The following is a 25,891-nucleotide window of genomic DNA, read 5'->3' as shown; positions in this document are numbered from 1 at the left end:
TCGCTTATCCCACCGCTGCTAGCGACATTTCCGCTTTGAGCGACTGGCCGCGCGAGGCGCCGACAACCGCGTCGACATCGAGGATGAGAGCGACGCGGCCGTCACCGAGAATGGTGGCGGCGGCAATGCCCGGCACATGGGTGTAGTTCGCTTCCAGGCTCTTGATGACCACCTGGCGCTGACCCTGAATGGCATCGACCATCAGAGCCCGCTGGCCGCCGCCTTCAGATTCCACCAGAAGCGCCACGCCCTCGACCGGATTGGCCTGGGTGGCGCGGAAGTTCAGGATGCGGCCGACATCGACCAGCGGGCAAAAGCTGTTGCGGATCGAGATCAGCCGGTGGTTCGCACCGAAGGAGTGGATCGCGGCAGCTTCCGGCTGCAGGGTTTCGACGATTGCCGTCAGCGGCACGACCAGCGTCTGGCCGGCGACGGTGACCACCATGCCGTCGAGGACGGCGAGCGTCAGCGGCAGGCTCATGGTGAAGACCGAGCCGTGGCCCGGTTTCGAGGTGATGTTGATGCGGCCGCCAAGCGCCTGGATCGAGCGCTTGACGACGTCCATGCCGACGCCGCGGCCGGAAATGTCGGAGATCTTGTCGGCCGTCGAGAAGCCCGGCAGGAAGATCAGGTTGTCAATTTCCTCGTCGGACAGGTTGGAATCGGCCGGGATGAGGTCGTTGTCGATCGCCTTCTGGCGGACCTTCTCGCGGTTGATGCCGGCGCCGTCGTCGGCAAGCTCGATCAGGATGCGTCCGGAACGATGCTTGGCGGTGAGGCGGACCGTGCCCTCGGTGTTCTTGCCGGCGGCTGCACGCTTTTCGGGCGTTTCGATGCCGTGGTCGACGGCGTTGCGGATCATGTGAGTCAGCGGCTCGGCCAGCTTGTCGATGACCGTCTTGTCGACTTCGGTGTTTTCACCTTCGGTGATCAGGCGGATCGACTTGCCGGTCATGTCGGCGATTTCGCGGACGATACGCGACATGCGCTGGAAGACCGGCTTTACCGGCTGCGCGCGGATCGCCATGACCGAGTCCTGGATCTCGCGGGTGAGCTGCTGCAGCTCCTCGAGGCCCATATTGATCGAGGAGGTGCCGGTCGTGTCGTTCTCGATGACGCTCTGCGACAGCATCGCCTGGTTGATGACCAATTCGCCGACGAGGTTGATCAGGCGGTCGACACGGTCGAGATCGACGCGGATCGTCTGGCCGGCACCGGCGGCATTGTTCTGGGCGGCAGCACTTGCAGCGGCCGCTGCGGCGGCTGCCGATTCCTTCTTCTCGACGCGGGCGGCGACCATCTGCGTGACGTTGGAGGCAGTCTCGGCGGCGGCAACGGCGGCGGCCGTCTCTTCGGCGCGCGCGTCTGAGGGGGAAAGCTCTTCCGTTGCGCCCGTTTCATCGAGGATCGACAGATCGAAGGGAACCGGCACCATCGGCAGTTCGTCGTTGCTGGTCGCGTCGGTCCTTGCTTCTTCGACCGGCTTCACGGTCAGTTCGCAATCCCACTCGGCGAATTCGAAAACGGTGCGAATGGCGTCCTCGCCCTTGTCCGTCTTGATCGTGATGTTCCAAAAGAAATAAGCGCCTTCCGGATCGAGTTCCTCGAGACCCGGCAGGTCACCCGCATTGCAATAGATCGTCATTTCACCGAGGCGCGAGAGATCACGCAGCAGCAGGGTGGCGTCATTGCCCTTGGAATAGAGTTCGTAGCGCGGCTTGAAGATGACTTCATAGGCCGGCATGCTACCCGCATCGTCCTCGCCGCCAAAATCGTCGAAGGAAAAGGGGACTGGCTGGAAGCCGCTGTCGTCCGTCGGCTTGGGGGTCGGCGCCGGAGCGGCCTTTGCGGCGGCCCTCGGCGCAGGCGCCTCGGCTGAGGCCGAGGGAGACGGCATTTCACCGTTGGCCAATGCCTCGAGCTCCCTGACGAGGCCGCGGCTGCGGCTTTCATCGACGCTGCCGCCGTCGCGCGCAACGTTCGTCAGGTCGGCGAGCACGTCGGCCGACTTCAGCATCACCTTCAGGACATCCTGGTTCGGCTCAAGCTTGTTGGATCGAACGCAATCGAGAGTGGTCTCGAAGACATGGGCGAAGGCTACCAGATCGTCAAGGCCGAAGGCGCCGGCGCCACCCTTGATCGAATGCACGGCACGGAACACCGCATTGACGGTTTCCGGATCGCGATCGCCATCATTCATTTTCAGAAGACCGGATTCCAACTCGGCGAGCTGTTCCTCGCACTCCTGGAAAAAGATCTCTTTGATTTCGTTCATATCCATAGGAGCAAATCCTGGGTTTAAGCGGTTACACGCTCAATGGCATCGATCAGCTTGGCCGGGTCGAAAGGCTTGACGATCCAGCCCGTGGCACCGGCCTGGCGGGCGCGGTTCTTCTTTTCCGCGTCGCTTTCGGTGGTCAGAACCAGGATCGGGATCGCCCGATATTTCTCGTTGCGGCGGACACCTTCGATGAAGCCGAAACCGTCGAGGCGCGGCATGTTGATGTCGGTCACGATGACGTCAGGGTTGGACTCTTCGAGGATCTCGAGGCCCTCGATGCCGTCTTCCGCCTGGATCGTCTCGAAGCCGGCATTGTTCAGCGTCACGAGAAGCATGTTTCGGATTGTGCGGGAATCATCCACGGTCAGCACTTTTTTCTTCATTGCCGAATCTCCTTGGCAAGCAGGTGGTCAATATTGACGCCCACCAACTGCATGGTTTTCTGAAATGCGTCGGACACCTTGGTGAAGGTGAACGGCTGCTTGTCCTGTTCCCAGGTCTTCTCGGCGGACATCAGAACCTGGGCGCAAAGAGCACCGATCCGTTCAACGCCGGAAGCGTCTATCGAAAGACCGCTACCCCTGAGAGAGAGGAGCTTATCGCGCAAGGCGGAAGCCTCGTTGAGGTCGAGCACCGCTGTCAAATCCAGCGTCTTGCCACTCTTCTTTGCTGCCATCAGCTTTTCCTTGTCCCCTTATCCCCGGCCCGAGAAGACGAGCTGAGGCGATCATCCGATAGGTTAGTAAACATTCCGCCCACGTCCGACGCTTGCGAAGGGCTGCGGAAGGCTAAAATCGTCATTTTCGTATCCGTCCTCGGCCAGTGCCGGACGAGCGGCGACCTCGATGGCGCGCGGCGGCGTCACGCGAACCGGCGCAGGGCGCCCGGCAGCGGCGTTTTCCCGGGCGATGCGGAATTCGCGAATCGTCTGGCCGAGTTCGAGAATGACGGTGTGGAGGTGGTCGGCGCCTTCAGCCGAGCGCTCCGCAAGGCCGGCACTATCGGCCACCTCGCCACCCAGGCCCTTGATGTCGGCTGTTACGCTGTCGAGGCTTTCGGCATGTTCGCCGGTTCGGGTGGCGATGCCTGATATGGCGGCGTTGATGTCGGTGACCTGACGTACGATGCTGCCGATCGAATCCTGTGTGCGGCCGACCATCTGCACGCCGGCATCGACCTGCGCCTTGGTCGTCGTCACCAGCGTCTTGATCTCGCGGGCGGCTTCGGCCGAGCGCTGGGCAAGGGCGCGGACTTCCTGGGCGACGACGGCAAAACCGCGGCCGGAATCGCCGGCGCGAGCAGCTTCGATGCCGGCATTCAGCGCCAGGAGATTGGTCTGGAAGGCGATCTCGTCGATCGCACCGATGATCTGGCCGATCTTTTCGGCCGACTGCTCGATATCGGCCATGGCGCTGATCGCGCGGCCGACGACCTCGCCGCTTTCCTCGACGACAGCGCGCGTCGTGGCGGCCGCTTGTTGGGCAGCGCGGCTGTGGGCGGCGCCATCGCGGACGCTACCGGCGATGCCGGCAAGGGCCGCCGCGGAAAGCTGCAGCCGCTCGGTCTGGCCGGAAGCCGTGCCGGCAAACTGCCGTGACAGGCCGGCAAGCGCGCCCGTCGCCGCTTCGGCCTTGACCGTGCGCTCGGTAATGGCGGTGAACTCAGCCTGGAGGCCGTCCAACGCGCCGTTCAGCGCGGCGGCGATCCCGCCATAGGCGCCATCGCCGTCGACAGGCGCGCGTCGCGTCAGGTCGCGTGCGGACAGGCCCTCGATGACGTCGCCGAATATCCGGGCGATCTCGGCTTCGTTGTCGACGCGCTGATCGGCGAGCGCGCGCTGCTCGCCGGCACGCAGCGCATTGAAGCGAAGCGAGACGGCAATTTCCACATCGACCATGACGATACGGATGATCGCTGTCATCAGATCGGAGATCTCACGGGTGCGGCGTTTGGCCGACGGCAGCAGTGGACGGCCGGCAATCTGCTCGGCGAGGCCGGAAACGACATGCTCCAGCATGACGCCATGGCCGGCCACGTGCCAGCGCGGGTCAAGACCCATCTTGCTTTCGGTATCGGAGAGAACCTTGACGCGCTCGGCATAGAGGCTGTCGAATCGTGCGTCCGTCAGCACGTCCCAATGCGAGGACTGCAGATCATGCAGGCGCTCGACCTGGCGCTCGCTCTCGAAATTGCGCGAGGCGTCGGGGAATGACTGGAACCTGCGGAAGAGATCCCCGAGGCCTGCCTTCAGATGCGCTTCGAGGGCTGGCCGGTTACGGCGCACCAACTCGCACTGTTCGGCATCGAGACCGGCAAAGCGCAGGCGGTCGCGCAAGCTGCCTGCCTGCGCGCCACGAGCCTGATCTGATGGCATGTCCTGCCTCAACGCCTGTCCCCAACCACTTTCCGGGCGAAGGCCCGGCCAAAAACTTGCGCAGCATCCGTTGAACGCGAAGCGTGGAGACGGTCCTCACCACCGGTTACAACCGGCGGATCGAGCCCCCTGATCAGCTATGTTTCGGAGCTGTCTGAAGAGATGGATACCGGATCAACCGGTACGGCGGGACGGCGTCATGCCTGGTGGGAACGAGTGCATCTTCCCATTCCGACGTGTAAACCAATGTTTATGGTTAATTCCTTGCCTGAAGGTTAATAAGCCTTTCGCGGTGCAGGCTTTTGAAGCAATTCAACGCCGTTCACAGCAAATACTGCTGCGGAGTTGCACGGCTGCTACAAGGCACACGCAAGCTCCGTGTTATATGCCGGTCGATAACCAAGACATGACGTCGACAAGGACTGAGCAATGATTGTTCTCGGATTGGGTTCCTGCTTGATTGCAATGACGCTGCTTGCCGCCGTCGCCCGTCTCGATTTTCTCGCTGCAAATCGCGATCTCCGCGCACTTCGGGTGTTCTGAAGCGCGTCGCGATCTTTCAGATACGCTCTTCGCGCATTGGATTTTTACTTTTACGCATGTCGTTACCGCAGCTGCACAGTTTTGCGCGCCATGCTTTAAACTGATCTCCGCCCTTCCCCGTTGGCAGTCCGGCACCTTTGGTGTATCGCACTCGCGCCTTTCATGTCAGCGGAACTATCGGTTCATGTCCCCCAGATCTGGTCTCCTCATCGTTCTTGGCTTCACGCTCTGGCGCGTGGTCACGCTCAATTTCGATGCGACGGACCTTTTCGTCGACGAGGCGCAGTACTGGTTCTGGTCGCAGAATCTCGATCTCGGCTACTATTCCAAGCCGCCGATGATTGCCTGGGTGATCCGGGCGATGACCGAGCTTTCCGGGTCCAACGCCATCTATTGGATCAGGCTGCTCGGACCGCTGATCCACATGGCGGCCGCACTGGTGCTGATGAAGACGGCAAAACGTTTCGTCGGGCCGGAGATCGAAGGCTGGACGGGCGCCACCTACATCACGCTTCCGGGCGTGGCGCTTTCTTCGGTGTTCTTCTCGACCGACGTGATCCTGCTGTTTTTTATCGCGATCGCTTTGCTTGCCTATTTCGGCTTGACGCAGCGACGCTCGGTCGGGCTGGCGCTCGTCATGGGCCTTAGCGTCGGCCTCGCCTTCCTGACCAAATATGCCGTGCTGTTCGTCGTTCCGGGCGGCGCGCTTGCCCTCCTCCTCATTCCGGCGGCGCGCATCGCCATTCGGGATTTCATCATCGCGGTCGCGGTCGCGGCGGTCGTCGCCTTGCCGAACCTCTGGTGGAACCTGCAGCACGACAACACGACGGTGCGGCATACGCAGGACATCGCCCATTGGAGCGAACTCGGTATCAACTTGCGTCGCGGGCTTGAATTTTTCGCCGCCCAATTCGGCGTCGTTGGGCCGATCATCTTCTTTGCGATGCTCTGGGCAGTCTATCGCATGATCAAGGGTAGGAGCGACGATCGCGAGAAGATACTGGTCTGGCTGTCGATACCGGTGGTGGTGCTGATCACGCTGCAGGCAACGGTCGCCAAGGCCTATGCCAACTGGGCCGTGACTGCCTATGTCGCAGGGACCATCCTTGCCGTCTGGCTGCTTTACCGGATGTGGCCCATGGGGCTCAGGCTGTCGCTGGCCATCAACGGCATCGCCAGCCTGCTCTTTCCGCTGGCGACGATCTTTCCGCATCAGTTGCTGCTGCCGAACGGCGACGCGCTGATGAAGCGCTATCTCGGCCGTGCCGAAGTCAGCCGCGAGGCGGCCGCTCTCGCAGCTCAGGCCGGCACCGACATCATCGTCACCGACAATCGCGACATGGTCGCCGATCTTTTCTATACGCTGCGCGATCAATCCTATCGGATCTATGCGCGGGCGCCCGCAGGCCTTCCGGAGAGCTATTACGAGCAGGAATTCGCTCTGCCGGCCGACACCACTGGCAAGGTGCTTTTCCTGACGGACGGACCCTTCACCTGCGCCAGCGAGACGCCCGAGGTGCTGAAGAACTGGCAGCCGACGGAAGGCAACTATAAGGGCAAAGCGCTTTCCGCCTACAAGGTCTCTGCCGCCTGCCTGGCGCCTGAGCCGGTTCAGCCTGCCCGATGACAGAGCTGCCACGTCTTTTCGAGAGGCGCAGCGGGCACTGTAGCCCTTTGAATTATGCACGCGCCGCGCGGCAGAGAGCAGGAGTGAGAATTGTTTCCCTTGCGCCTTGACCCATGATTTCAAGCCTCCTCGTCGCCCGCGCTCATTCCGATGCCGAGGTCGACGAGCTGAATCACTATGCGCCGACACCGTCATCATGGGTGAGCGTGAAATCGCGCTGGGCATGGTTGACCGGCTCGCCCAAGTGCATCATGAGAGTGTGCCCTATGAAGACGGGCATGGGCCTGATACAATTATGCCGACGGATGACCCTCCGCCGGGAAGAGAATGAGAGATTGGCGCGCTTTTGAGCCGATACGGGAGTGACATCGCCGGGACGGAGAGGATGGAGCTGGACCAGCGCCGTCTGACGAGCCGTATCGCCGCTTCCCTTCTCGTCGCTGTCCTTGCCTATCTCGGCCTGCTTTTCGGCGGCAATCTGGTGATCTCGCCGGCCGCCACCGCCAATACGCTTTCCTCTTCCGATCGGGATTTGCAGCCGCCGCAACTGACTGCGCGCGATGCCGTGCGCGGGCTGCTTGCGTCTGAACGCAAGCTTGCACCGAAGCAGGCGGCGCATGACGCCGGACCGCTTGCCCTTGCCGCCGCCCCGGTTGTCGATTTTTCCGGCTGGACCATGGCCGCGCCTTTTCCGGCATTTGAAGCTTCGCTTCATGCCGCAGTCTCCAGGACCCATCAGCCGCGCGCACCGCCGGTCGCTACCTGACGCTCGCGCCGATCGGCGCTTCCGACCATTGACGACATGCCGCCAGCGCCCGAGCGCCGGCCCTCGATATCAAGGAATACAACATGCGTACTTCACGATGGCTGGTGGTCACCTATACGGTGATCATCCTACTCGGCCTATTGATCGCCCTGCCGAACGCCCTGCCGCAATCCGTCCTCCAGCGCGTGCCGGCCTGGCTGCCGCATCAGCAGGTGTCGCTCGGCCTCGACCTTCGCGGTGGTTCGCACCTCGTTCTGGAAGTCGACGAAGCCGACCTGACCAAGGAGCGGCTGCAGTCGCTGCTTCAGGACGCGCGGCGCGTGCTGCGCGAAAAGGGCATCCAGCCGAAAGCCGTGGTCCGCAGCCAGAACCAGATCGTCGTGACGCTTGCCGATGCCGCGCAGAGCGATGCTGCCGTCACCGAGCTCAAGACGCTTGCCAACCCGATCAGCACCGGCCTCAGCGCCGGCCAGTCGGATCTGGCCGTCACTGCGAACGGCGCCACCATCACGGTCGGCTTCTCGCCGGCCGGCATCTCCGCCAATGTGGACAATGCCGTCCAGCAAAGCCTTGAAGTCATCCGCCAGCGCGTCGACCAGGTCGGCGTCTCCGAGCCCACCATCCAGCGCATCGGCGCCAATCGCGTGCTCGTCCAGCTTCCGGGCGCACAGGATCCGTCACGCCTGCGCGAACTGCTCGGCTCCACCGCGAAGATGTCGTTCCACATGCTGTCGCCGAACAATGCGCCCGGACCCGGCGTGACCATGCTGAAGGACGATGAAGGCAGGTCCTATCCGGTCCTCGACCGCGTCGAAATCTCCGGCGACCGCCTTTCGGATGCCCGCGTCAGCTTCGACCCGAACACGCATGAGCCGATCGTCAGCTTCCGCTTCGACAGCGCCGGCGCCAGCCGCTTTGCCGAGATCACCCGCCAGAACGTCGGCAATCCCTTCGCCATCGTCCTCGACGACAAGGTGCTGAGCGCGCCTGTTATCCGCGAGCCGATCACCGGCGGTTCCGGCCAGATCTCCGGCAGTTTCTCGGCCGATAGCGCCACGACGCTGGCCGCCATGTTGCGCGCCGGCGCCCTGCCCGCCAAGCTGACGGTCATCGAAGAGCGCACCGTCGGCGCCGACCTCGGAGCCGATGCCATCAAGATGGGCATTTATTCCGGCATCGTCGGCTTTGTGCTCGTCGCAGCCTTCATCTTCGTTCTCTATGGCACCTGGGGCTTCCTGGCGAATATCGCGCTGTTGATCCACACGATCCTGACCTTTTCGGCGCTAACGCTGGTCGGTGCGACGCTAACGCTCCCGGGCATTGCCGGTGTCGTTCTCGGCATCGGCCTTGCGGTCGACGCCAACGTTCTCATCAACGAGCGCATCCGCGAAGAAACGCGCAAGGGCAAGAGCGCCTTCGCCGCGATAGACACCGGCTTCCGCCGCGCCTATTCGACCATTATCGACGGCAACATGACGGCCCTGATCGCTGCGGCCATCCTGTTCTTTTTCGGCTCCGGACCGGTTCGCGGCTTTGCCGTGACCATGGCGCTCGGCCTGATCATCTCGATGTTCACATCGGTCGCCTTCGTGCGTGTCGCGATGATCGAGATCACCCGCCGCAGCAAGATCAAGGTGCTGAACATCCGGCCGTTGATCCCGTTCAGCCCCTATGACAAGCACATCCAGTTCATGAAGGCGCGCTTCTTCGGCCTCACCGTTTCAGCGCTGCTTTCGATCGCCTCCGTCGTGCTTTTCATTCATCCGGGCCTCAACTACGGCGTCGATTTCCGCGGCGGCATCCAGATGGCCGTCAAGACCACCGGCCCGGCCGATCTCGGGACGTTCCGTGAAGGCTTGAACACGCTTGGTCTCGGCGAAATCTCGCTGCAGTCCTTCGGCGACAAGAACAGCATTCTCGTTCGTGCCCAGCGGCAGGAAGGTGGCGAAGAGGCGCAGACGGCAGCGGTGACCAAGCTGAAGGCCGAGGTCGCCAAGATCGATCCGACCGCCACCGTCGAAGGTACCGACGTCATCGGTCCGAAGGTCAGCGGCGAGCTTGCCTGGGCCGGTATCCTGTCGGTGGTGATCGCAAGCTTGGCGATGCTCATTTACATCTGGGTGCGGTTCGAATGGCCATTTGCCGTGGGTGCCATCGTCACGCTGGTACTCGATGTCACCAAGGCGATTGGCTTCTTCGCGATCACCGGCCTCGACTTCAACCTGACGGCGATCGCCGCCATCCTGACGCTTGTCGGTTATTCGGTGAACGACAAAGTCGTCGTCTATGACCGCATGCGCGAAAACATGCGGCTCTACAAGTCGATGCCGTTGCGCGAGATCATCGACAAGTCGATCAACGAGACGCTGGCGCGAAGCCTTTACACCAATGCGACGGCCTTCCTCGCGCTCGTGCCGATGGCGATCTGGGGCGGTAGTGCCGTCTCGAGCTTCGCAATCCCGATGGTCTTCGGCATTCTCGTGGCCGGCGCCTCGTCGATCTTCATCGCGGCACCCATCCTGCTCTTCCTCGGCGACTGGCGCCGCCGCCATGCCAAGTCAGCGGCAACCGATACGGCAGTCGAGATCATCCCCCCGGAACAGGGTCGCCCGCGCAAGTCCGCGAGCTAGCGCATAACCCCGAAAATCGGAATCGATTTTCGGAAAGGATCATGCGCAATTCAAAGTGATAGAGCGTCCTTTGCGTGTCTGAAAAGACGCGCGGCGCTCTATTCCGTCTTTAACGCATCCCTGAAGGGGGCGCCGGTTGCAGAGCCGGCGCCCTCTTTCTATTGTCGGCTGCTGCATTATGTGCCAATTCAAAGTGTTACAGCGCCCTTTGCGCGTCTGAAAGGACGCGCGGCGCTGCAATTGAGATCGGGGAAACCGCCAGATGTCATCGAACCCGACAAGACCGCCGGAAACCCATAGTGCCAGTGACAGCGAGGAGCGCATCAAGCGTTTTCTCGCGACCGCTTCGCACGACCTGCAATCGCCGCTCCGCCATATCGCCATGTATGCCGAGCTGCTGCTCGACGATCTCGAGGAGACGCTCGATGGCGAACAGCTTCAGAGCCTCCGGATGATCCTGGAAAAGGCGCAGACGGCGCAGCGCCTTACCAAGGCGTTGATGAGCCTTGCCGGCGGCATACCTCAGGTGACGCCTGAAGAGGTCGATCTGCAGGCGCTGACCGAAAATATCTGGGACGAACTGACCGACGAGGCGGCGGTCCGCGAGGCGACGCTTGAAAGCAACGGCCTGCCCTCCATCCGTACCGACCCTGCCCTCTTCGGTCTGGTGCTGCGGCATCTTTTGACCAATACCCTCACCTATCGCGGGGAAGCGCCGCCGCATGTCGCCATCGCCGCGGAGCGCACGGGGACGGACTGGTTTTTCCGGATTTCCGACAATGGGACGGGCATCGATCCGGCTTATCGGCAGCGAATATTCGAGCCGTTCTGGAAATTGCCGAAGGCGGGAGCTGTTCAGGGCGCCGGTCTCGGATTGACGATGGCGCGGGAGTTTCTAACGGCGCTTGGGGGCGATATCAGCCTCGAACATTCGGATGCGAGCGGCAGCTGTTTCATCATCCGCCTTCCGATTGCCTGATGGTTAGATACTGTAATCGTCCTTCCAGAAATCCGGGACGTCATAGGTCACATATTCGCGGATGATGTGCTGCAGCGCCTGGGCGTCGATTTCGTCCTTGCCGATGCGGAAATCCACGCCGTAATCCGGGAATTCCTGGAAATAGCCACCCGATATATCGGTCGAGACGACGCCAATCGGGCCAGTGTAACCGATGCCGCGCAGCTCCGGCATCGTTTCGCGGAAATCGGCATTGGGCAGCAGGCGGTTGTCGAGCAGGATGAGATCGAAGCGCGCCAGGCGGATCTTTTCCAGCGCGTCACCGATCGATGGCGAATATTCAACCTCGACGGCCGGCTCGGAGAGATCGGCGATCTTCTTCTTGAGCGCGCGGAATTCGATGAATTCGTCATCGACAAAGAGAACTTTGACGGTGTTCCTCCGGCCCGCTTCGGTGATCATCGTCTCATTTCCCCAATCCGAAACCAATTTCACGAAACCAAACCATTCCTCAAGGCGATCGCCACCATATGAACGCGGTTGACGGCGTCAAGTTTGCGCGCGGCCGCAGTGATGTGCGAATTGACCGTGTGTTCGGAGAGACCGAGAATAATGGCGATTTCCGCCGACGTCTTGCCTTCGCTCGTCCATTTGACGATTTCCGATTCGCGCTGGGTCAGCCGTCCGGACATTTCCGGCGCCAGGATTTCCTCGTACAGCTTGTCGAAAATGCGCATGGCGTCGAGAAGCATGTCGGCGATCTCACTCTGATCCGGCTCCTGACGCTCGCCGCTGAGCACGAGGCAGTATCGCCGCCCTTCCGGCGTAAACAGCGGGATGAAGAGAAAGACGCCAGCGAGGAATTCGTTGAAAACAAGATCGGACGGATAAACTTCCGGCTGTGCGCTCCTGCTATGGACCGGCGTTGCCAGGAAATGGGCGGTCTTTGCCCGGACCGTTCCCAGCGCTTCCTTCAACGTCGTGATGAAAAGGCCGACACGCCGCTCAGCGACATTGGTGATGACGATATCGCGTTCACCGAAAGGGGCCGAAGCCTCGGAAATGCGGGCAAGCGCGAAATTGTCGAAGTTGTAATGCTGCGCCGCCGACTTCAGCAGGCGGAAAAAATCGGTGCGGTTGATCGCCCGGCTCAATTCCGGTCCGGCATGAAAGGGAATTGCCGGGGCATTGTTCATTCCCACTCTTCCTCTCCTCCCGCCAATGCATCCGATCCCTAAATCTTGGGATATACGTCTTAAAGGCGAAGAGCTACAAAAATTGCGAGACAGGTTGATGAGAGATATCGAAAACGGGGACTTTCGGTATGCAAGGCGGAAATCATCAATTATCTCAACTTGAGGTGATGCACGGGCAGATTTTACTGAGGGGCAGTAGTTCTTACCTGGGTATCGTATTCTTCCTGCATTCAACATCCATGAATGCGAGAAGGCAGTGCCAGACGTAAGCGCGAGAGAGCCGATAGACCCATTCAGCTAAGGGGTTGGCTGATGTTCGTGGCGGCGAACGCGGGTTGATCGGTTCTCTCAGCGCTTATTTTTGCGTTCTAGTTTCTTCGCTCCGGTTGCATCTTGTGATGCGTCCTTGACCTTGTCAATTGCGGTTTGTCATATGGCTTGGACGAATGAGGGGGAGCAGGTCATCCGGCTTTCGCCGTTTTCTACATCTCGAGATTGTGAATGATCGCGGCAAGGTCAAGTGGCTTTTCCAGATAGGCATCGGCGCCGGCCTCGAGCGAACGCGCGCGATCCTCGGCAGCATCCGATCCGCTGCAGATAGCAAGCCGCATCGCCTTGAAACGATCATCCAGGCGCAACCGAGTGATCAGGCCGATGCCGCTATCGAGTGGCATGTAGAGATCGGCGACTAGCAGGTCAGGCGAGGTCTTGCCTTCCGCCGCGCGCATCGCCAGCGCTTCCAGCGCCATTTCGGCCGTGGGAAAACAGAATAGATCGACGTCTATCTGCTGCCTTCTGCAGATATAGTCGAGATAGAAGAGGTCATCCTTGCTGTCGTCGACATAAAATAGGGTGGTCATCTAGCACCGTAATTTGGATATTGTTCGAATGAACCTCGCTGTCCTTCGACGCCACCATATCGCGGTTCCACTGAAATTCGATATACCTTATCGCAGATCATTTCGCAAAAAGCGTGGCACCGCCCTGCCTTGCCTATTGAGTATTCCTCGATTTCGGAAAAAATGGCCGCGCGAACCGAAGGAGGAGACACGGGTGCAGGATCAGGGCAACGTGGACCTGCAGGACCAGCCAAGGCGGCACTACCGTGCCTTTGCGATTGCGGTCGGCTGCCTGATGTTCCTTCTCGGCGTGATTGCCCTTGCCGGCTGGCTTCTGCGGGTCGAGATTGTCATTTCGCTGGTTCCCGGCTTTCCGTCGATGGCCTTCAACACCGCTCTCTGCTTCGTGCTTTCCGGCGTGGGGCTTGCCGCCTCGACACTGACGGCCAGCCGTTTTCGCGTAACGGCAACGATCATGGCGGGGCTCGCGGCAGCGATCGCTGCGGCCCGGCTCGTGGAAATCGTCACCATCGGGCGGGCTTTTCACAATGTCGACATGTCGATCACGCGCTTCCTGGTTCCGCCCGATTTCATCGCCAAGATCGGCGGCGGCATGGGGCCGAACACCGCTTTGGTCTTCCTGATCGCCAATCTTTCGCTGCTGCTCTCGCTCCATATGGAGAAGTCGATAAGCCAAGTGATGCAGGAACTGACGAGCTATGTCGTCATCACGCTCGGCATGATCGCGCTTGCCGGCTATGTCACCGATGCCGAACTGGGTTACCGCTGGGGACCCTATGCGGCGATGGCCCTGCATACGGCGATCGGCATAGTGATCTTCGGCTCTGGGCTTCTCGCCCGCTCCTGGTGGATGCAGCCGACAAACCGGGCGCAGATCCCACTGTGGATCCCGGCTGCGGTCTGCTTCACTGGCATTCTTGTCGATCTTTATACGCCGCTGGGTGTTGCCAACGGCATTCTCTATGTGCCGCTGGTGTTGACGGCCCTCTGGTTCGGAAACAGAAATGCGCCGCTTTTCTTCGCCTTTGCCTGCACCGTGCTCCTGATGCTCGGCTTCTTCGCCGTCAAACACAACGAGGCGGCGTTCTGGCAGGAAATCGCCAACCGCACTATTACGGCTGCCACGCTTTGGCTGATCGCGATCCTCGTCTTCTATTTCATGCGCAACAACTATAACTTGGAAAGCGAGCGCGTCCGCTTCGGCGCGCTGGTGCGCGGTACTCCTGATGCCGTCGTCGTCATCGACGAGCGTGGAACGGTCAAGAATTTCAATCCGGCGGCTGAAAGCATGTTCGGTTACTCCGCGCAGGAGACGATCGGCAAAAACATCAAGATGCTGATGCCAGAACCCTACCATTCCGAGCACGACGGCTACCTCGCCCATTACCGGCAGACCGGCGAGGAGCGCATCATCGGCACGACGCGCACGGTTTCCGGACGACGCAAGAACGGCATCGTCTTTCCGATCGATGTTTCCATCAGCGCCGTCGTCACCGGCCAAGCGAAGACCTTTGTCGGTATCGTGCGCGACATCAGCGAACGCGTCCGCCAGGAAGAACGGATGAAAACGACGCTTTCCCAGCTCGAGGCCTATACGGCCGAGCTCGAGCGCAGCAACCACGACCTCGATGAATTCGCCTATATCGCCTCGCATGATCTCAAAGAACCGCTGCGCGGCCTGCACAACCATTCCCGCTTCCTCCTGGAAGACTATGAAGACAAGCTCGACGAGGACGGCGTGCGCCGGCTGAACCGGCTCGTACGCCTCAGCCAGCGCATGGAGAAACTCGTCAACGACCTTCTTTATTTCTCCCGGCTCGGGCGGCAGCAACTGGCGGTCAAACGCACCGATATCGGCCTGATCGTCAAGGATGTCGTCGCGACGATGGAGCTGTTGCTGGAGGAGCGGCATGCCAAGGTCATCATCGACGGCCGGCTGCCGGAGGTGGTCTGCGACGCGCCGCGGCTGACCGAAGTGTTCCGCAATCTCATCACCAATGCGATCAAATACAATGACAAGCCGGCGCCGCTCGTCTCGATCGGTTACCTCGATCGGTTCGTCGGCAAGGACGGCACGGTTGCCCGCAACGTGTTTTTCGTTAAGGATAACGGCAAGGGCATTCCGCAGGAATTCCACGAGGATATTTTCCGCATTTTCAAGCGGCTGGAAAAGTCGCAGGATTCCGACGACGGCACCGGAGCAGGCCTTACCTTCGTCCGCAAGATCATCGCGCGGCACAATGGCGATATCTGGCTGGAATCCGAAGTCGGCACCGGCACGACATTTTATTTCACCCTGGGAAAAAAGCGCGAGGGGCAGAATGCAGCAGCGTGACACGCAACCGATCCTGATCGTCGAGGATAGCGAGGACGATTTCGAAGCGACGATGCGCGCCTTCAAACGCACCAACCTGCGCAACTCGATCCGCTGGGCGGCCTCCGGTCAAGAAGCGCTCGACATGCTCGCCTCGATGGTGCCGAAACCTGGACTGATCCTGCTCGATCTCAACATGCCGGGTCTTGACGGCCGCAAGACGCTGGAGGCGATCAAGTCGAACGCCGGCTGGCGCAAGATCCCGGTGGTGATCCTCACGACCTCCGACGACGAGCGCGATATCGACGGCTGCTATGCGCTCGGCGCCAATACCTATGTGCAGAAGCCGGTCGATCTCGACGGGCTCTTCGCTGCGATCCAGCGGCTGAAGGAATACTGGTTCGAAATCGCGATCCTGCCGCTCGAGGACTGACAGATTGGCGGAACACTGCTGCATTCTCATCATCGACGACAACATCGACGATCGCGAGGTCTATCGCCGCATATTGGGCCGCGTCTCCAGTACTGCCTATACCGTCGTGGAGGCGGAGACGGGCGAAGAGGGCCTTGCACTGAACGGACGGAAACGGCCGGACTGCATCCTGCTCGACTATTCGCTGCCGGGTCGCGACGGGCTCGGCGTTCTCGCCGATATCCTGGAGGATGATCCCGCCGCCAACGTCATCATGCTGACCGGCCAGGGCAACGAAACCGTGGCCGTCGAGGTGATGAAGAGCGGCGCGCGCGACTATCTGACAAAGGATTCGCTGTCGCCTGAAACACTGCACCGCTGCATCCAGAACGCCATCATGCATGGCATGCTGGAAGCAAAGCTGGAGCAGAAGCGGCAATCGCTTGAGATCTTCACCCGCGCCATGGCCCATGATCTGAAGGAGCCGCTCCGGACGATCAAATCCTTCAGCCGCATCCTGCACGGTTCTGCCGCGCTTCCGGCCGAAGACCGGGAACTGCTCGATTACGTGCTCAGCGCCGCCGATCATATGGAAGACCTGATCGTCAAGGTCTCGGGCTTCACCAGGCTGGAGGCCTCCGGCGGGCTGGAGCTCAGGCCGGTCTCGCTCTCTGATGTGCTCGACCAAGTGGAAGACAATCTGCGTCAGCAGACCGAAAGCCGTGGCGCCATCATCATCCGCGGGGCACTGCCGGAGGTGATGGGCGATGCGACGCTGCTGACCCAGCTCCTGCAGAACCTGGTGTCGAATGCCATCCGCTATTGCGAGCAGAAAGTTCCGGAGATCAGCATCGCAGGCGAAACGCAGGGCGATATCTTCCGCCTCACCGTGCGTGACAACGGGCCCGGCATCGATCCTGAGCATCGCGAGCTGATCTTCCAGCCGTTCAAGCGCCTCGTCGGCCGCGGCATCGAGGGCACCGGGCTCGGCCTTGCCATCTGCCGCCGCATCGCACAGATGCATGGCGGCTCTATCTGGTGCGAGGCAGAAAACGGGCCGGGCGCCACCTTCATTCTCGAAGTGCCGCGCGCCGAGGCGAGGTCCACGCCGCCTGCCGCATCGGCCATCCCGCACAGCGCCAGGCCAGCGGAGCAGCCAGGCGAAGGTTCGGGCAGGCTGGCCGAAGTGCTGCTGGTGGAAGACAGCCCGGCCGACATCCAGATTCTGAAGATCAAGCTGATGCGGCGGGAGAAGGTGAATTTCAACCTGCATGTCGCCACCAATGGACGCGAGGCAATGCGGCTGCTCGAAGAACGCGCCGGCATCGCCGATGTGCCGCAGATCGACCTGATGCTGCTCGACATCAACATGCCGATCATGGACGGCTTCGAGGTGCTGCATGCGCTTTCAGCCGATGTCCGCCTCAAGCAAATTCCCGTCTGCATTCTCAGCACATCAAGCGACGAGAGCGACATGCGGCGGGCCAGAAGTCTCGGCGCGCGCGCCTATATGGTCAAGCCGCCGACCCTGCAGCAACTGGAAGAGGCGCTCGAAGATGTCGAACATTTGGAGTTGTTGCAGCGCGGCGATTCGCTTGCGCTTTGTGCGGAACAAAACTAAGCGATCGTCATTGGCAACGGTATGACCTTTGCAGCTCTCATACTGGCGCTCCTGACGACGCCGCTTCAATCAGGACTGCTCTCGATGGTATCAGGCATACATCACGTCACGGCCGTCACCCGAAAGGTGCAGGCGAACGTGGACTTCTACGCTGGATTTCTCGGCATGCGGCTCGTCAAGCAGACGGCCGGTTACGAGGACGCGACGCAACTTCATCTTTTCTATGGCGATGCTGCAGGAACACCAGGTTCTCTGCTGACCTTCCTCGCCTGGGAAGATGGTACGCCCGGCCGGGCCGGCTATGGCCAGATCAGCGAAATATCGCTGTCGATAAACCCCGCCAGCATCGGCTACTGGCTGACGCGCGCCATGAGCTTCGGCCTGCGTTCGGAAGGACCGGCCGACGAATTCGGCGAGCCTGTGCTGCGGCTGAAGGACCCCGACAACATCATCCTCAAGCTCGCAGGCGCAAAGAACCTGGTATCGCCGGCCGCCTGGGATGGCGCCTCGATCCCAGTCGAGCATGCCATCCAGCGCGTTCGTGGCGCGACCATGCTGACGGAGAAGCCCGCCGAAAGCCGCAGCTTCATCGAGAGCCATTTCGGTTACCGTTTCCAGGCCAACCGCGGCACGATCGACAGGCTGGTGTCGCAGTCCGGCGACATCATCGACGTGCGCGATGCGCGCGGCTTCTGGTCCGGCGCGCCGGGCACCGGCACGGTCGATCACGTCGCCTTCCGCGCCGCCGACGAGGAGACGCTGCTTTCGGTGCGCAAGGCGCTCGAGGCGACCGACGCGTCACCGACCAACATGCACGACCGCAAATATTTCCGCTCGCTCTACGCCCGCGAGCCCGGAGGCACGCTGGTGGAGCTCGCGACCGACAAGCCGGGCATGACCGTGGACGAAGAGCACGCCGCCCTCGGAGGCAAGCTGTTCGCGCCACCCGAAGCCATCACCAATCTCCATGACCTGAAGGTGATGCTGCCGCAATTTTCAATGCCCGGTCAGCCGCGCATCAATTATCGCGAGCTGCCATTCGTCCATCGCTTCTATACGCCCCCCGACCCAGACGGCAGCGTCTTCGTGCTCCTGCACGGATCCGGCGGCAATGAGACGACGCTGATGCCGCTCTTGAACAAGGTGGCGCCGCGGGCAACGCTGCTCGGCGTGCGCGGCCGGGCGACGGAGGAAGGTTTTCCGCGCTGGTACAAGCGCATTACCCCCTTTTCCTTCGACCAGAACGACATCAAGACCGAGGCCGAGGCCTTTGCGGCCTTCATCGAGGGGGCCGTCAAATCCTACGGGCTCGATCCTGATAAGGTCGTCTATGTCGGCTACTCCAATGGCGCCAATCTTTTGAACTCGCTGCTCTATCTGCATCCAAACCTGGTTCATAAGGCGGTGCTGCTGCGCTCCATGCCCGTTCTCAGCGACTATCCGCATGCCGATCTGAAGGGCACGGACCTGCTCGTCATCAGCGGCAAGACGGATGCCTACGGCAAATATGCGAGCGAGTTGGAGGAGAGGCTGAAGAGTTCGGGCGCCACCGTCGATTCCGACGTCATCCCCGGCGGCCACGATCTCGGTGATGCCGATGTGCCGATCATCCAGAAATGGCTGCTGCAGGAAAATCGCTGACGATCGGGCTCGGCTTCACACCTGAACGCGGGATGTCCGGGCAACCATGATGCCGGCAAGCACCACGGCGCCGCCGAGCGCCTGCATCGTCCCGATCGCCTCGTTGAGCAGCGCCCAGGCAAGGATGGCCGCGACCACCGGCTGCAGCAGCAGTGTCAGCGAGGAGAAGGCTGGCGGCAGATAGGCGAGCGCATAGGTGATCGCCACCTGCCCGCCGGCATGGCTGATAAAGGCGAGGCCGAAGACGATCGACCAGCCATAGACGGTCGCGGGCAGCATGTGACCTTCGTAGAAGAAGCCGACCGGAAAGATGAAGGCGGCAGCCGATGCCGTGCTCCACAACATGATGCGGATGGTATCGAAGCGGCTGCGCAGCCTGCCGATTGCGAGGATGTAGCAGGCATAGAAGAAGGCGGCGATCATCGCGATGCCATCGCCGCGAAGGTCGCCATTGCCGATGGCTGCCGGTCCACCCTTCAGAATGACGACGCCTGACAGCGCCAGGACAAGCCCGAACAGGAAGATGCGGCTGATCCTCGCGCTGAAAAAGAGGAAAGCGATCAGCGTAACGAAAACCGGTGCGAGGTTGGCAAGCAGCGTTGCGTTGGCGACCGACGTCATGGTGAGCGAAAGATGCCAGGCGCCGAGGTCGAGCGCCAACATCACGCCTGGCAGGACCAGCATGCCATAGTCGGAAAGGCTTTGCGGCTTCGGCCCCGCATCCTTCTTCATGAGCGAGACGATGACGATCGGGATCAGCGCCAGCGCCACGCGCCAGAAGGCCGTCGCCATCGGGCCGACCTCAGACAGCCTGACGAAGATCGGCGAGCCGCCGATCGCCGCCCCGCCGAGAAGAAGCGACGCAAGGGCGAAACGATTGGAAGGCGGGGCTTCGGAAAGGGTGGAGGCAGCCTGCGACATAGTCTCGATATTTCTGGTCGCCCGAATGCCGGGCCGGCGAGATATTACAGCGCCGCGCGTCTTTCCAGACGCGCAAAGGACGCTGTAACACTTAAAATTGCTGCATAATTTTATCCTTAAATCGATTCCGATTTAAGGAATTATGCAGTAGTGGCCGAGTGACTATCAGAAGTCGATGACCGACGACAGTCGAAGAGCGACATATTGGTGGAGAATCAGGCAGGATGCCTATTCGTCGCGCTCGTCCGTAGCTTTTCGGCGATCTCGCCGGCGACGAAGAAGGCATGCTCGGTCACCTGCGGCAGTCCCATCAGCTCGCCGAAGGTGCCGCGCGCCAGCGGGCCGGAGATCAGCAGCGAAGGGTCTGTCGTTCCCGACGGGCCGATCGCCTCAGAACGCTCGGTGCAGGCAAGGCCAAGGCCGGTGGGATCAAGCGACAGGTGACCGCTTGCCGCGAGTGCCGCGAGCCACGGCTGGGTCTCGAGAATGCCGCCATGCGCCGGGCCGGTGGTGACGACGACGGCGTCATAGCGCCGCTCCAACGGCTGGCGCTGATGACGCGGCTGCAGGATGCAAAGCATGAACTCGCCTTCGATGCGGGCATCGGCGACCGAGCCGGCCAGGATATCGAGGCGGCCCGAGGCAATCGCCGCGTCGAGCACGACCTCTACCTGCGGGGCGATACGGAAACGGTGCACGTCCCAATAGGGACGCAGATGGCGCACGAGGCGGCGTCGTTCGGCAACCGGCAGCACCTGCCAGAGATCGTATCCCTGCGCCCGCACTTGGTCGATCACACCATGCCAGCTTATGCCCTCTTCCTTCGCGGCTTTTATGGCGGCGCGGATCCCTCTCAGCAGCGACACGGCGGAATGGGTCGCATCGGAGACGAAATCGCCGAAAAGCTGCTGCGGCACCGGCGCATGCCCGCGAGACCGCAGACCGCGGCGCGAGATCGCGGTTACCGGACCGTCATGCCCGCGCCCAGCAAGCGAGGCAATGACATCGGCAGCCGTCAGGCCGTTGCCGATGACCAGCACCCGATCATGCGGACGGATCACCTCGAGCGCGCCGGGCTTGGTGGTATCGGCGATGAAACGGGGATGGGCCGCAAGCCGGCTTGCAAGCCGGCCGGGGGCTGCCGGCGCCGGATGGCTGGTGGCGATCGCGACAATATCGGCCTCCGTCACGCCGCCTCTGTCGTCGAGGATCAACCAGCGGCCGGCACCGCGCTCGACCCCAGTCACTGCGGCGCGGCAATGACGCACGGCACCATCTTCCAGCAGCGGCTTCAGCAGCGAGGCGACATAATCGCCGAACAGCCGGCGCCGGGGGAAGAGCAGGCCCTCGGGCTGCTTGGCCTCAGGGTCGTCGGCGACGGCGTTGCGGGCTTCGATCCAGGCCTGGAATTCCCCCAGGTCGTCGGGCTGCAGGCTCATCTTGGCGGCAGGAACATTGATGCGGTGGGCCGGATCGGCGGTGTCATAGGCAAGGCCGTGGCCGAGCTCGGCGCGCGGCTCGAAGACCACGATGGCAGGGCGCTCGCCGCAGTCGGCTCTCGCGAGATGATAGGCGACGCCGGCGCCGGAGACACCGCCGCCTATGATGGCGACGACGGGCTGTTCAGACGTCGGGAGAGGCTTGGGCTGCATGATGGCCGGGATCATTGCTTTCGATGCCCGAGCATAGAAGCGGGGCATTGGTCACGCAATCCTCCTCCTCCAGTTGTCTATAATTATTATATGATTTAGCCCGATATCGTCGTCGAGAACTCGGGATCGCCGCGGATGGTGTTGCTCACCGTGCAGATCTCGTCTTCGGCGGCATGGGCGATTTTCTGCCGGGTTTCCTCATCGATATCGCCCTTGATGGAGAAGGCGATATTGAACTTGGCAACGCGCGAAAGGCCTTCCGTCGCCTTCTCGCCGGTAACCTCGGCAGTGATCTCGCTGATCTTGTCGAGAATGCCCATCTGGCTGGCGGCGATGCGGGCGCTGAGCACCAGGCAGGCCGAGAGCGAGGAATAGAGCAGATCGAGCGGATTGAAACCCGGCTGCGACGGCGCGGTGACGATATCGATTTCGCCCTTGGTGGCGGAAGTGACGTGCGGGAAACCCGTCCGGCCGAGAACGGCGGTAGCGCCGGTCGGGCGGGGACGAGCCTTGAGATCGGCCATGTTGAAATCCTCTTGCGAAAATCCTGCAGATGGTGATTTCCTCCCAGCGCGGCAATGGCAATGGCCCGCCCATCGGTTTCGGAACCTTTCCATCCCTCATCAGTTGAATACACCTGAACGAAATCAGTGACAAAGGTGGATTGCGATGCCTGATGTCCGCAGCGTGGATAACCAGAGCCGGCGGATGGATGCTCGCGATCGTCTGATCGTTGCGCTCTATGCGCAGCTGAAGGCCGAGCGGGCAACGCGCGAAACGCTGGAATGGGCGATTCGCAATGGCGCGATCTCGCGAGAGGTGCTGGAAGCCATCGCTGCCGATCCGGTTGCCGTCGTCACCAGCGAGGACATCGCATCGCTGGAGAAGATCATTGCGCTCGACGAACGGCGCAAACCACATCGGAAGTAGAACATGATACCGAAAACCGTGAGCAGTTTTCGGCATCATGTTCTCACTGTTGAATAAAAGAGGAGATCCGAAATGGCCGATATCACCTATCAGGTCGTGCCGCATGACAATGGTTGGGCCTATAAGCTCGGCGACACACTTTCGGAAACCTATGCGACAGCGGATGAAGCAATTATCCATGCCAAGGACGCTGCATCGAGGCAGAAGATCGGCGATGGCGATGCGCTGCTCGCCTATCCCGCGCCTGATGGCGGCTGGGAAGTCCAGCCAATCGACACCGACAAGAGCGGCAGCCGGCTCTGATTGGCCGCGGAGGATGGAATGGCCGCCCGGGCAAGCTGGAAAGGTCATCTCAAGGTGGGCGACCTTGCCTGCGCCGTCGGGCTCTATACCGCTGTTTCCTCCTCCGACCGTGTCTCTTTCAATATCATCAACCGCAGGACCGGCCACCGGGTAGAACGGCAATTCGTCGACAGCGAGACCGGCAAACCGGTTGAGCGGGGCGACCAGGTCAAGGGCTACCAGATGGAGAATGGCGATTACATCGTCATCGAGGGCGACGAGATCGCCGAAATCATGCCGGAAAGCGACAAGGTCCTCAATATCAAGGCTTTCATCGCCTATGACGATATCGACAAGCTTTATTTCGACCGCCCTTACTATCTCGCGCCCGTCGACGAACACGACGAGAAGGCGCTGTCGCTGATCGCCAGGGGCATGCGTGACGGCAAGGTCGCGGCGCTGGCCGAAGCCGTGCTTTTCCGGCGCAACCGGACGCTGCTGATCCGTCCTCATGACGACTACATCGTCGCGACCATGCTGAATTTCGACTACGAGGTGCGCTCGGCCGATACCATCTTCAAGGACATTCCAGACATCAAGTTCGACAAGGAGATGCTCGAACTCGCAGGCCATATCCTGGAGACCAAGCGTGGCAGCTTCGAACCGAGCGAATACGAAGATCGCTACGAGGCTGCCCTCGTCGAACTGGTGAAGGCGAAGATCGAGGGCCGGGCACCACCGAAGAAGAAACGGCCGCCGGAACGCAAGGTCGTCGACCTGATGGAAGCGCTGCGACAGAGCGCGAAGATGAGCGGCAAGGCTCCAACAAAGAAGGCCCTGGCGAAGAAGAAGGCGCCGGCGCGCAGCGACAGCCGCAGCAAGAAGGCAAGCTGAGATGGCCTCGCCCGTTGGCGGGCGATAGGCATCTCAGGCGCACCCGACCTCGCGCGAATGCATCAGCTTGTCGTGCCGGCGAAGCCGCTGGACCTGAAGCGCGTCAAAGTGGATTCCCGCAGTGCGTTTTAAGTCTTTGATTTAGAAATGTCGTTTCCCCAAAATTGCTGGCCGCTTCTTCATTGGCGCGACTTCTGGCCGCCTTCCGCGGCCAGGCTCTTTTTCAGCGCATCCATGATATTGATGACATTGCCCGTCGATTTCACGGGTGCAGGTTTTTTCGCGGGCGCGGCCTTCTTCAAACTCTTCTGCTGCCACGGAGCATCGATTTCAGGCGTTTCTGGATTGGGTCCTGCACCATGATGGGGCTCCAATCCTTCGTCTCTTCCTTCACAAGTTTCGTCATCAGCGTCAGCAGCTTGCTGTCGATCTCGGTCTTCTCGTCGAGTTCAGCCACGGGTTCACGCACCTCGTCGCCATAGCGCAGGGTCCAGAGAACGATGCCTTTGCCTTGCGGCTCCAACAGCACGGCACGCTCACGACGGTAAAGGACAAGGCGGGCGATGCCCGACCACGTCATTCGCCTTCATCGCCTCGCGGATCACGCAGAAGGCTTCCACCCCGACCTTGTCCTCGGGCGCCAGAAAATGCGGTTTGTCGTACCAGATCCAATCGATCGATCCGCGCGGCACGAAACTGTCGATCTCGATGGTGCGGGTGCTTTCGAGCCCGACTTCCTCGATCTCCTCGTCTTCGAGAAGAACATAGTCGTCCTCGCCGCGCGGATAGCCCTTCACCTGGTCCCGCTCGGCCACCGGTTTATGCGTGACGCTGTCGACATAGCGGCTTTCGACGCGGTTCTTCGTCTGGCGATTGAGGACATGGAAACGGACCTTGTTGCTTTCGGTCGTCGCCGGCGTCAGCGAGACGGCGGCAGTGACGAGCGAGAGCTTGAGATAACCTTTCCAGAATGTCTGACGTGCCATGTCTGTCCTGTCTCCCGCGCACAGTTGGGCATGGCAATCAACGGGCTGGTTCGATCTTTGGTTCCGGCAATTGAAGACTTCGTTGATCAGTTGCGGTCAGTGATTTCCATTTCATGGATCGGCTGCCAACGGGGCCGAGCATTGTGGGCGGAGAGACACAGCCACTCTTTCCTTGCCACCGCCATTTTCCTCTTCAATAATGAAAGCCCCAAGACGTCAGGATATCGGTAATCTGAATGTTGCGACTCTTCGCCAACCTTGTCATCGTCCTCGCATTGAATTTCCTTTTCATGGTCAGCAATGCTGGCCCGTCCTTCGCACAGGAATGCCCCGACCCTGAAAAAGCGTCGAATGTGTCGGCTCAACAAAAGCCGGCAAACAAGAGATATGATCGAGCTCTTCCCAGCTACCGCGACAAATCGGCCCGATACAATCTGGCTCTTGTCGGCGATTCACTTGTCGAGCTCTGGCAGCCTTGGATCAAGGACAGCTTTCCCACGCGCCCAGTGATGAACCTCGGGGTCGCTGGCGATACCACGCAAAATGCACTGTACCGCCTCGATGGTCTAAACCTTCCGGATTTCCATCCCGCCGATGTCGTCGTGCTTATCGGCACGAACAATCTGGGGGCGAAAACTGCGCCATGCGCCGTGGCAGCTGGTGTTGTCGCTGTTGTCAGCAAGGTTCGCGCTCTTTGGCCAGGCGCCCACATTTATGCGTTATCCATACCGCCCCGGGGCAAGCGCTATGCCTTCTACGAGAATGTACGAATTCCGGCCAACCAGCTTGTCGCATCGTCATTGGCTGAAATGCCGGGTGTCACGTTTGTTCAAATGAACGATGATATGTTGCGGTGCGGTAAGCCAAGCGATAAAGAATGTTCCAACTACAAGCCTGACCATCTTCATTTTAATGAAGGGGCATACAAGCTGATCACGAGCTTCCTCGCCGCAGCGGGTCTACAGCTTTGATTTTTGCCGCTCAGGTGGTTACCAAAACGCAA

At 60.9% G+C, this 25,891-nt stretch carries 22 protein-coding genes and 2 pseudogenes; 13 read left to right on the top strand and 11 right to left on the bottom strand.

Going from position 1 to position 25,891, the window contains the following annotated elements; genetic code table 11:
- Nucleotides 1-4 precede the first annotated feature (4 nt).
- The 4 genes from N2600_RS01620 to N2600_RS01605 form a co-directional block, all read right to left on the bottom strand.
- Nucleotides 5-2,281, bottom strand: a complete 2,277-nt coding sequence (locus N2600_RS01620; RefSeq protein ID WP_222386387.1) for a chemotaxis protein CheA — start codon at nt 2,279-2,281, stop codon at nt 5-7.
- Between the two features lie 17 nt (nt 2,282-2,298).
- Nucleotides 2,299-2,664, bottom strand: a complete 366-nt coding sequence (cheY1, locus tag N2600_RS01615; RefSeq protein ID WP_017958972.1) for a chemotaxis response regulator CheY1 — start codon at nt 2,662-2,664, stop codon at nt 2,299-2,301.
- Nucleotides 2,661-2,957 carry an STAS domain-containing protein gene (locus N2600_RS01610; RefSeq protein ID WP_017967009.1) on the bottom strand — a complete coding sequence of 99 codons (297 nt, stop codon included), beginning with the start codon at nt 2,955-2,957 and terminating at the stop codon, nt 2,661-2,663. Before N2600_RS01610 ends, cheY1 begins: the two co-directional genes overlap by 4 nt.
- A gap of 63 nt (nt 2,958-3,020) precedes the next feature.
- Nucleotides 3,021-4,655: a globin-coupled sensor protein gene (locus N2600_RS01605; protein WP_260110074.1), complete on the bottom strand. Its 1,635-nt coding sequence runs from the start codon at nt 4,653-4,655 to the stop codon at nt 3,021-3,023.
- 727 nt (nt 4,656-5,382) lie between these two features.
- Here N2600_RS01605 and N2600_RS01600 point away from each other — a divergent pair.
- The 5 genes and pseudogenes from N2600_RS01600 to N2600_RS01580 all read left to right on the top strand — a co-directional run bounded on the left by N2600_RS01600 (nt 5,383) and on the right by N2600_RS01580 (nt 11,200).
- Complete coding sequence (locus N2600_RS01600; RefSeq protein ID WP_260297775.1) at nt 5,383-6,825, top strand: ArnT family glycosyltransferase; 1,443 nt, start codon at nt 5,383-5,385, stop codon at nt 6,823-6,825.
- Between the two features lie 119 nt (nt 6,826-6,944).
- A pseudogene (locus N2600_RS01595) lies at nt 6,945-7,156 on the top strand (sodium:proton antiporter); the annotation flags it as partial.
- A gap of 54 nt (nt 7,157-7,210) precedes the next feature.
- Nucleotides 7,211-7,591, top strand: a complete 381-nt coding sequence (locus N2600_RS01590) for a hypothetical protein (protein ID WP_260297774.1) — start codon at nt 7,211-7,213, stop codon at nt 7,589-7,591.
- An 83-nt stretch (nt 7,592-7,674) separates the two neighbouring features.
- Nucleotides 7,675-10,221 carry a protein translocase subunit SecD gene (secD, locus tag N2600_RS01585; protein WP_260297773.1) on the top strand — a complete coding sequence of 849 codons (2,547 nt, stop codon included), beginning with the start codon at nt 7,675-7,677 and terminating at the stop codon, nt 10,219-10,221.
- A 262-nt stretch (nt 10,222-10,483) separates the two neighbouring features.
- Nucleotides 10,484-11,200 carry a sensor histidine kinase gene (locus N2600_RS01580; RefSeq protein WP_260297772.1) on the top strand — a complete coding sequence of 239 codons (717 nt, stop codon included), beginning with the start codon at nt 10,484-10,486 and terminating at the stop codon, nt 11,198-11,200.
- A gap of 3 nt (nt 11,201-11,203) precedes the next feature.
- Here the strand turns inward: N2600_RS01580 and N2600_RS01575 are convergent, their stop codons facing one another.
- The 3 genes from N2600_RS01575 to N2600_RS01565 form a co-directional block, all read right to left on the bottom strand.
- Entirely contained in the window at nt 11,204-11,641 is a 438-nt protein-coding gene (locus tag N2600_RS01575; protein WP_260297771.1) for a response regulator, read from the bottom strand.
- Nucleotides 11,642-11,670: 29 nt separating this feature from the next.
- A complete protein-coding gene (locus tag N2600_RS01570; RefSeq protein WP_260297770.1) occupies nt 11,671-12,375 on the bottom strand; it encodes a helix-turn-helix transcriptional regulator in 705 nt (234 codons plus the stop codon).
- Nucleotides 12,376-12,857: 482 nt separating this feature from the next.
- The gene (locus N2600_RS01565; RefSeq protein WP_260297769.1) at nt 12,858-13,235 is read right to left on the bottom strand and encodes a response regulator; all 378 of its coding nucleotides are present in this window, start codon (nt 13,233-13,235) and stop codon (nt 12,858-12,860) included.
- A 28-nt stretch (nt 13,236-13,263) separates the two neighbouring features.
- Between N2600_RS01565 and N2600_RS01560 the strand changes: the two genes are divergently transcribed.
- From N2600_RS01560 to N2600_RS01545, 4 genes are read left to right on the top strand one after another with little or no spacing between them, the layout of a single operon-like run.
- Nucleotides 13,264-15,570 carry a sensor histidine kinase gene (locus N2600_RS01560; protein WP_260297768.1) on the top strand — a complete coding sequence of 769 codons (2,307 nt, stop codon included), beginning with the start codon at nt 13,264-13,266 and terminating at the stop codon, nt 15,568-15,570.
- A complete protein-coding gene (locus N2600_RS01555; protein ID WP_017966997.1) occupies nt 15,557-15,982 on the top strand; it encodes a response regulator in 426 nt (141 codons plus the stop codon). The genes N2600_RS01560 and N2600_RS01555 overlap by 14 nt, the downstream gene beginning before the upstream one ends.
- A 4-nt stretch (nt 15,983-15,986) precedes the next feature.
- Nucleotides 15,987-17,582, top strand: a complete 1,596-nt coding sequence (locus N2600_RS01550) for a response regulator (protein ID WP_260110066.1) — start codon at nt 15,987-15,989, stop codon at nt 17,580-17,582.
- 21 nt (nt 17,583-17,603) lie between these two features.
- Nucleotides 17,604-19,223, top strand: coding sequence for a VOC family protein (locus N2600_RS01545; protein WP_260110065.1), 1,620 nt, complete (start codon nt 17,604-17,606; stop codon nt 19,221-19,223).
- A gap of 15 nt (nt 19,224-19,238) precedes the next feature.
- On the opposite strand, the gene N2600_RS01540 is transcribed toward N2600_RS01545, so the two are convergent.
- The 3 genes from N2600_RS01540 to N2600_RS01530 form a co-directional block, all read right to left on the bottom strand.
- Nucleotides 19,239-20,144: a DMT family transporter gene (locus N2600_RS01540; protein ID WP_260297767.1), complete on the bottom strand. Its 906-nt coding sequence runs from the start codon at nt 20,142-20,144 to the stop codon at nt 19,239-19,241.
- A gap of 215 nt (nt 20,145-20,359) precedes the next feature.
- Entirely contained in the window at nt 20,360-21,844 is a 1,485-nt protein-coding gene (locus tag N2600_RS01535) for an FAD/NAD(P)-binding protein (RefSeq protein WP_260297766.1), read from the bottom strand.
- A 47-nt stretch (nt 21,845-21,891) separates the two neighbouring features.
- Nucleotides 21,892-22,320, bottom strand: coding sequence for an OsmC family protein (locus tag N2600_RS01530; protein ID WP_017966992.1), 429 nt, complete (start codon nt 22,318-22,320; stop codon nt 21,892-21,894).
- A 145-nt stretch (nt 22,321-22,465) separates the two neighbouring features.
- On the opposite strand from N2600_RS01530, the gene N2600_RS01525 reads away from it, so the two are divergent.
- From N2600_RS01525 to ku (N2600_RS01515), 3 genes are all read left to right on the top strand, one after another.
- Nucleotides 22,466-22,726, top strand: a complete 261-nt coding sequence (locus N2600_RS01525) for a hypothetical protein (RefSeq protein ID WP_222386397.1) — start codon at nt 22,466-22,468, stop codon at nt 22,724-22,726.
- A gap of 72 nt (nt 22,727-22,798) precedes the next feature.
- The gene (locus N2600_RS01520; RefSeq protein ID WP_222386398.1) at nt 22,799-23,029 is read left to right on the top strand and encodes a DUF2188 domain-containing protein; all 231 of its coding nucleotides are present in this window, start codon (nt 22,799-22,801) and stop codon (nt 23,027-23,029) included.
- Nucleotides 23,030-23,047: 18 nt separating this feature from the next.
- A complete protein-coding gene (ku, locus tag N2600_RS01515; RefSeq protein ID WP_260297765.1) occupies nt 23,048-23,902 on the top strand; it encodes a non-homologous end joining protein Ku in 855 nt (284 codons plus the stop codon).
- Between the two features lie 179 nt (nt 23,903-24,081).
- Here the strand turns inward: ku (N2600_RS01515) and ku (N2600_RS01510) are convergent.
- Nucleotides 24,082-24,888 (bottom strand): annotated as a pseudogene (ku, locus tag N2600_RS01510) (non-homologous end joining protein Ku).
- A 236-nt stretch (nt 24,889-25,124) separates the two neighbouring features.
- Here ku (N2600_RS01510) and N2600_RS01505 point away from each other — a divergent pair.
- Nucleotides 25,125-25,859, top strand: a complete 735-nt coding sequence (locus N2600_RS01505; RefSeq protein WP_260297764.1) for a GDSL-type esterase/lipase family protein — start codon at nt 25,125-25,127, stop codon at nt 25,857-25,859.
- Nucleotides 25,860-25,891 lie beyond the last annotated feature (32 nt).

The organism is Rhizobium sp. WSM1274 (assembly GCF_025200775.1).
Classification (GTDB): domain Bacteria; phylum Pseudomonadota; class Alphaproteobacteria; order Rhizobiales; family Rhizobiaceae; genus Rhizobium; species Rhizobium leguminosarum_I.
Note: the sequence above shows the minus strand (reverse complement) of the source record. Positions and strands in the feature narration are given on the sequence as shown.

What these genes read in the sequence shown, in the direction of transcription:
- N2600_RS01620 (WP_222386387.1), bottom strand. Translation starts at nt 2,281, where the DNA reads ATGGATATGAACGAAATCAAAGAGATCTTTTTCCAGGAGTGCGAGGAA.
- cheY1 (WP_017958972.1), bottom strand. Translation starts at nt 2,664, where the DNA reads ATGAAGAAAAAAGTGCTGACCGTGGATGATTCCCGCACAATCCGAAAC.
- N2600_RS01610 (WP_017967009.1), bottom strand. Translation starts at nt 2,957, where the DNA reads ATGGCAGCAAAGAAGAGTGGCAAGACGCTGGATTTGACAGCGGTGCTC.
- N2600_RS01605 (WP_260110074.1), bottom strand. Translation starts at nt 4,655, where the DNA reads ATGCCATCAGATCAGGCTCGTGGCGCGCAGGCAGGCAGCTTGCGCGAC.
- N2600_RS01600 (WP_260297775.1), top strand. Translation starts at nt 5,383, where the DNA reads ATGTCCCCCAGATCTGGTCTCCTCATCGTTCTTGGCTTCACGCTCTGG.
- N2600_RS01590 (WP_260297774.1), top strand. Translation starts at nt 7,211, where the DNA reads ATGGAGCTGGACCAGCGCCGTCTGACGAGCCGTATCGCCGCTTCCCTT.
- secD (WP_260297773.1), top strand. Translation starts at nt 7,675, where the DNA reads ATGCGTACTTCACGATGGCTGGTGGTCACCTATACGGTGATCATCCTA.
- N2600_RS01580 (WP_260297772.1), top strand. Translation starts at nt 10,484, where the DNA reads ATGTCATCGAACCCGACAAGACCGCCGGAAACCCATAGTGCCAGTGAC.
- N2600_RS01575 (WP_260297771.1), bottom strand. Translation starts at nt 11,641, where the DNA reads ATGATCACCGAAGCGGGCCGGAGGAACACCGTCAAAGTTCTCTTTGTC.
- N2600_RS01570 (WP_260297770.1), bottom strand. Translation starts at nt 12,375, where the DNA reads ATGAACAATGCCCCGGCAATTCCCTTTCATGCCGGACCGGAATTGAGC.
- N2600_RS01565 (WP_260297769.1), bottom strand. Translation starts at nt 13,235, where the DNA reads ATGACCACCCTATTTTATGTCGACGACAGCAAGGATGACCTCTTCTAT.
- N2600_RS01560 (WP_260297768.1), top strand. Translation starts at nt 13,264, where the DNA reads ATGAACCTCGCTGTCCTTCGACGCCACCATATCGCGGTTCCACTGAAA.
- N2600_RS01555 (WP_017966997.1), top strand. Translation starts at nt 15,557, where the DNA reads ATGCAGCAGCGTGACACGCAACCGATCCTGATCGTCGAGGATAGCGAG.
- N2600_RS01545 (WP_260110065.1), top strand. Translation starts at nt 17,604, where the DNA reads ATGACCTTTGCAGCTCTCATACTGGCGCTCCTGACGACGCCGCTTCAA.
- N2600_RS01540 (WP_260297767.1), bottom strand. Translation starts at nt 20,144, where the DNA reads ATGTCGCAGGCTGCCTCCACCCTTTCCGAAGCCCCGCCTTCCAATCGT.
- N2600_RS01535 (WP_260297766.1), bottom strand. Translation starts at nt 21,844, where the DNA reads ATGCCCCGCTTCTATGCTCGGGCATCGAAAGCAATGATCCCGGCCATC.
- N2600_RS01530 (WP_017966992.1), bottom strand. Translation starts at nt 22,320, where the DNA reads ATGGCCGATCTCAAGGCTCGTCCCCGCCCGACCGGCGCTACCGCCGTT.
- N2600_RS01525 (WP_222386397.1), top strand. Translation starts at nt 22,466, where the DNA reads ATGCCTGATGTCCGCAGCGTGGATAACCAGAGCCGGCGGATGGATGCT.
- N2600_RS01520 (WP_222386398.1), top strand. Translation starts at nt 22,799, where the DNA reads ATGGCCGATATCACCTATCAGGTCGTGCCGCATGACAATGGTTGGGCC.
- ku (WP_260297765.1), top strand. Translation starts at nt 23,048, where the DNA reads ATGGCCGCCCGGGCAAGCTGGAAAGGTCATCTCAAGGTGGGCGACCTT.
- N2600_RS01505 (WP_260297764.1), top strand. Translation starts at nt 25,125, where the DNA reads ATGTTGCGACTCTTCGCCAACCTTGTCATCGTCCTCGCATTGAATTTC.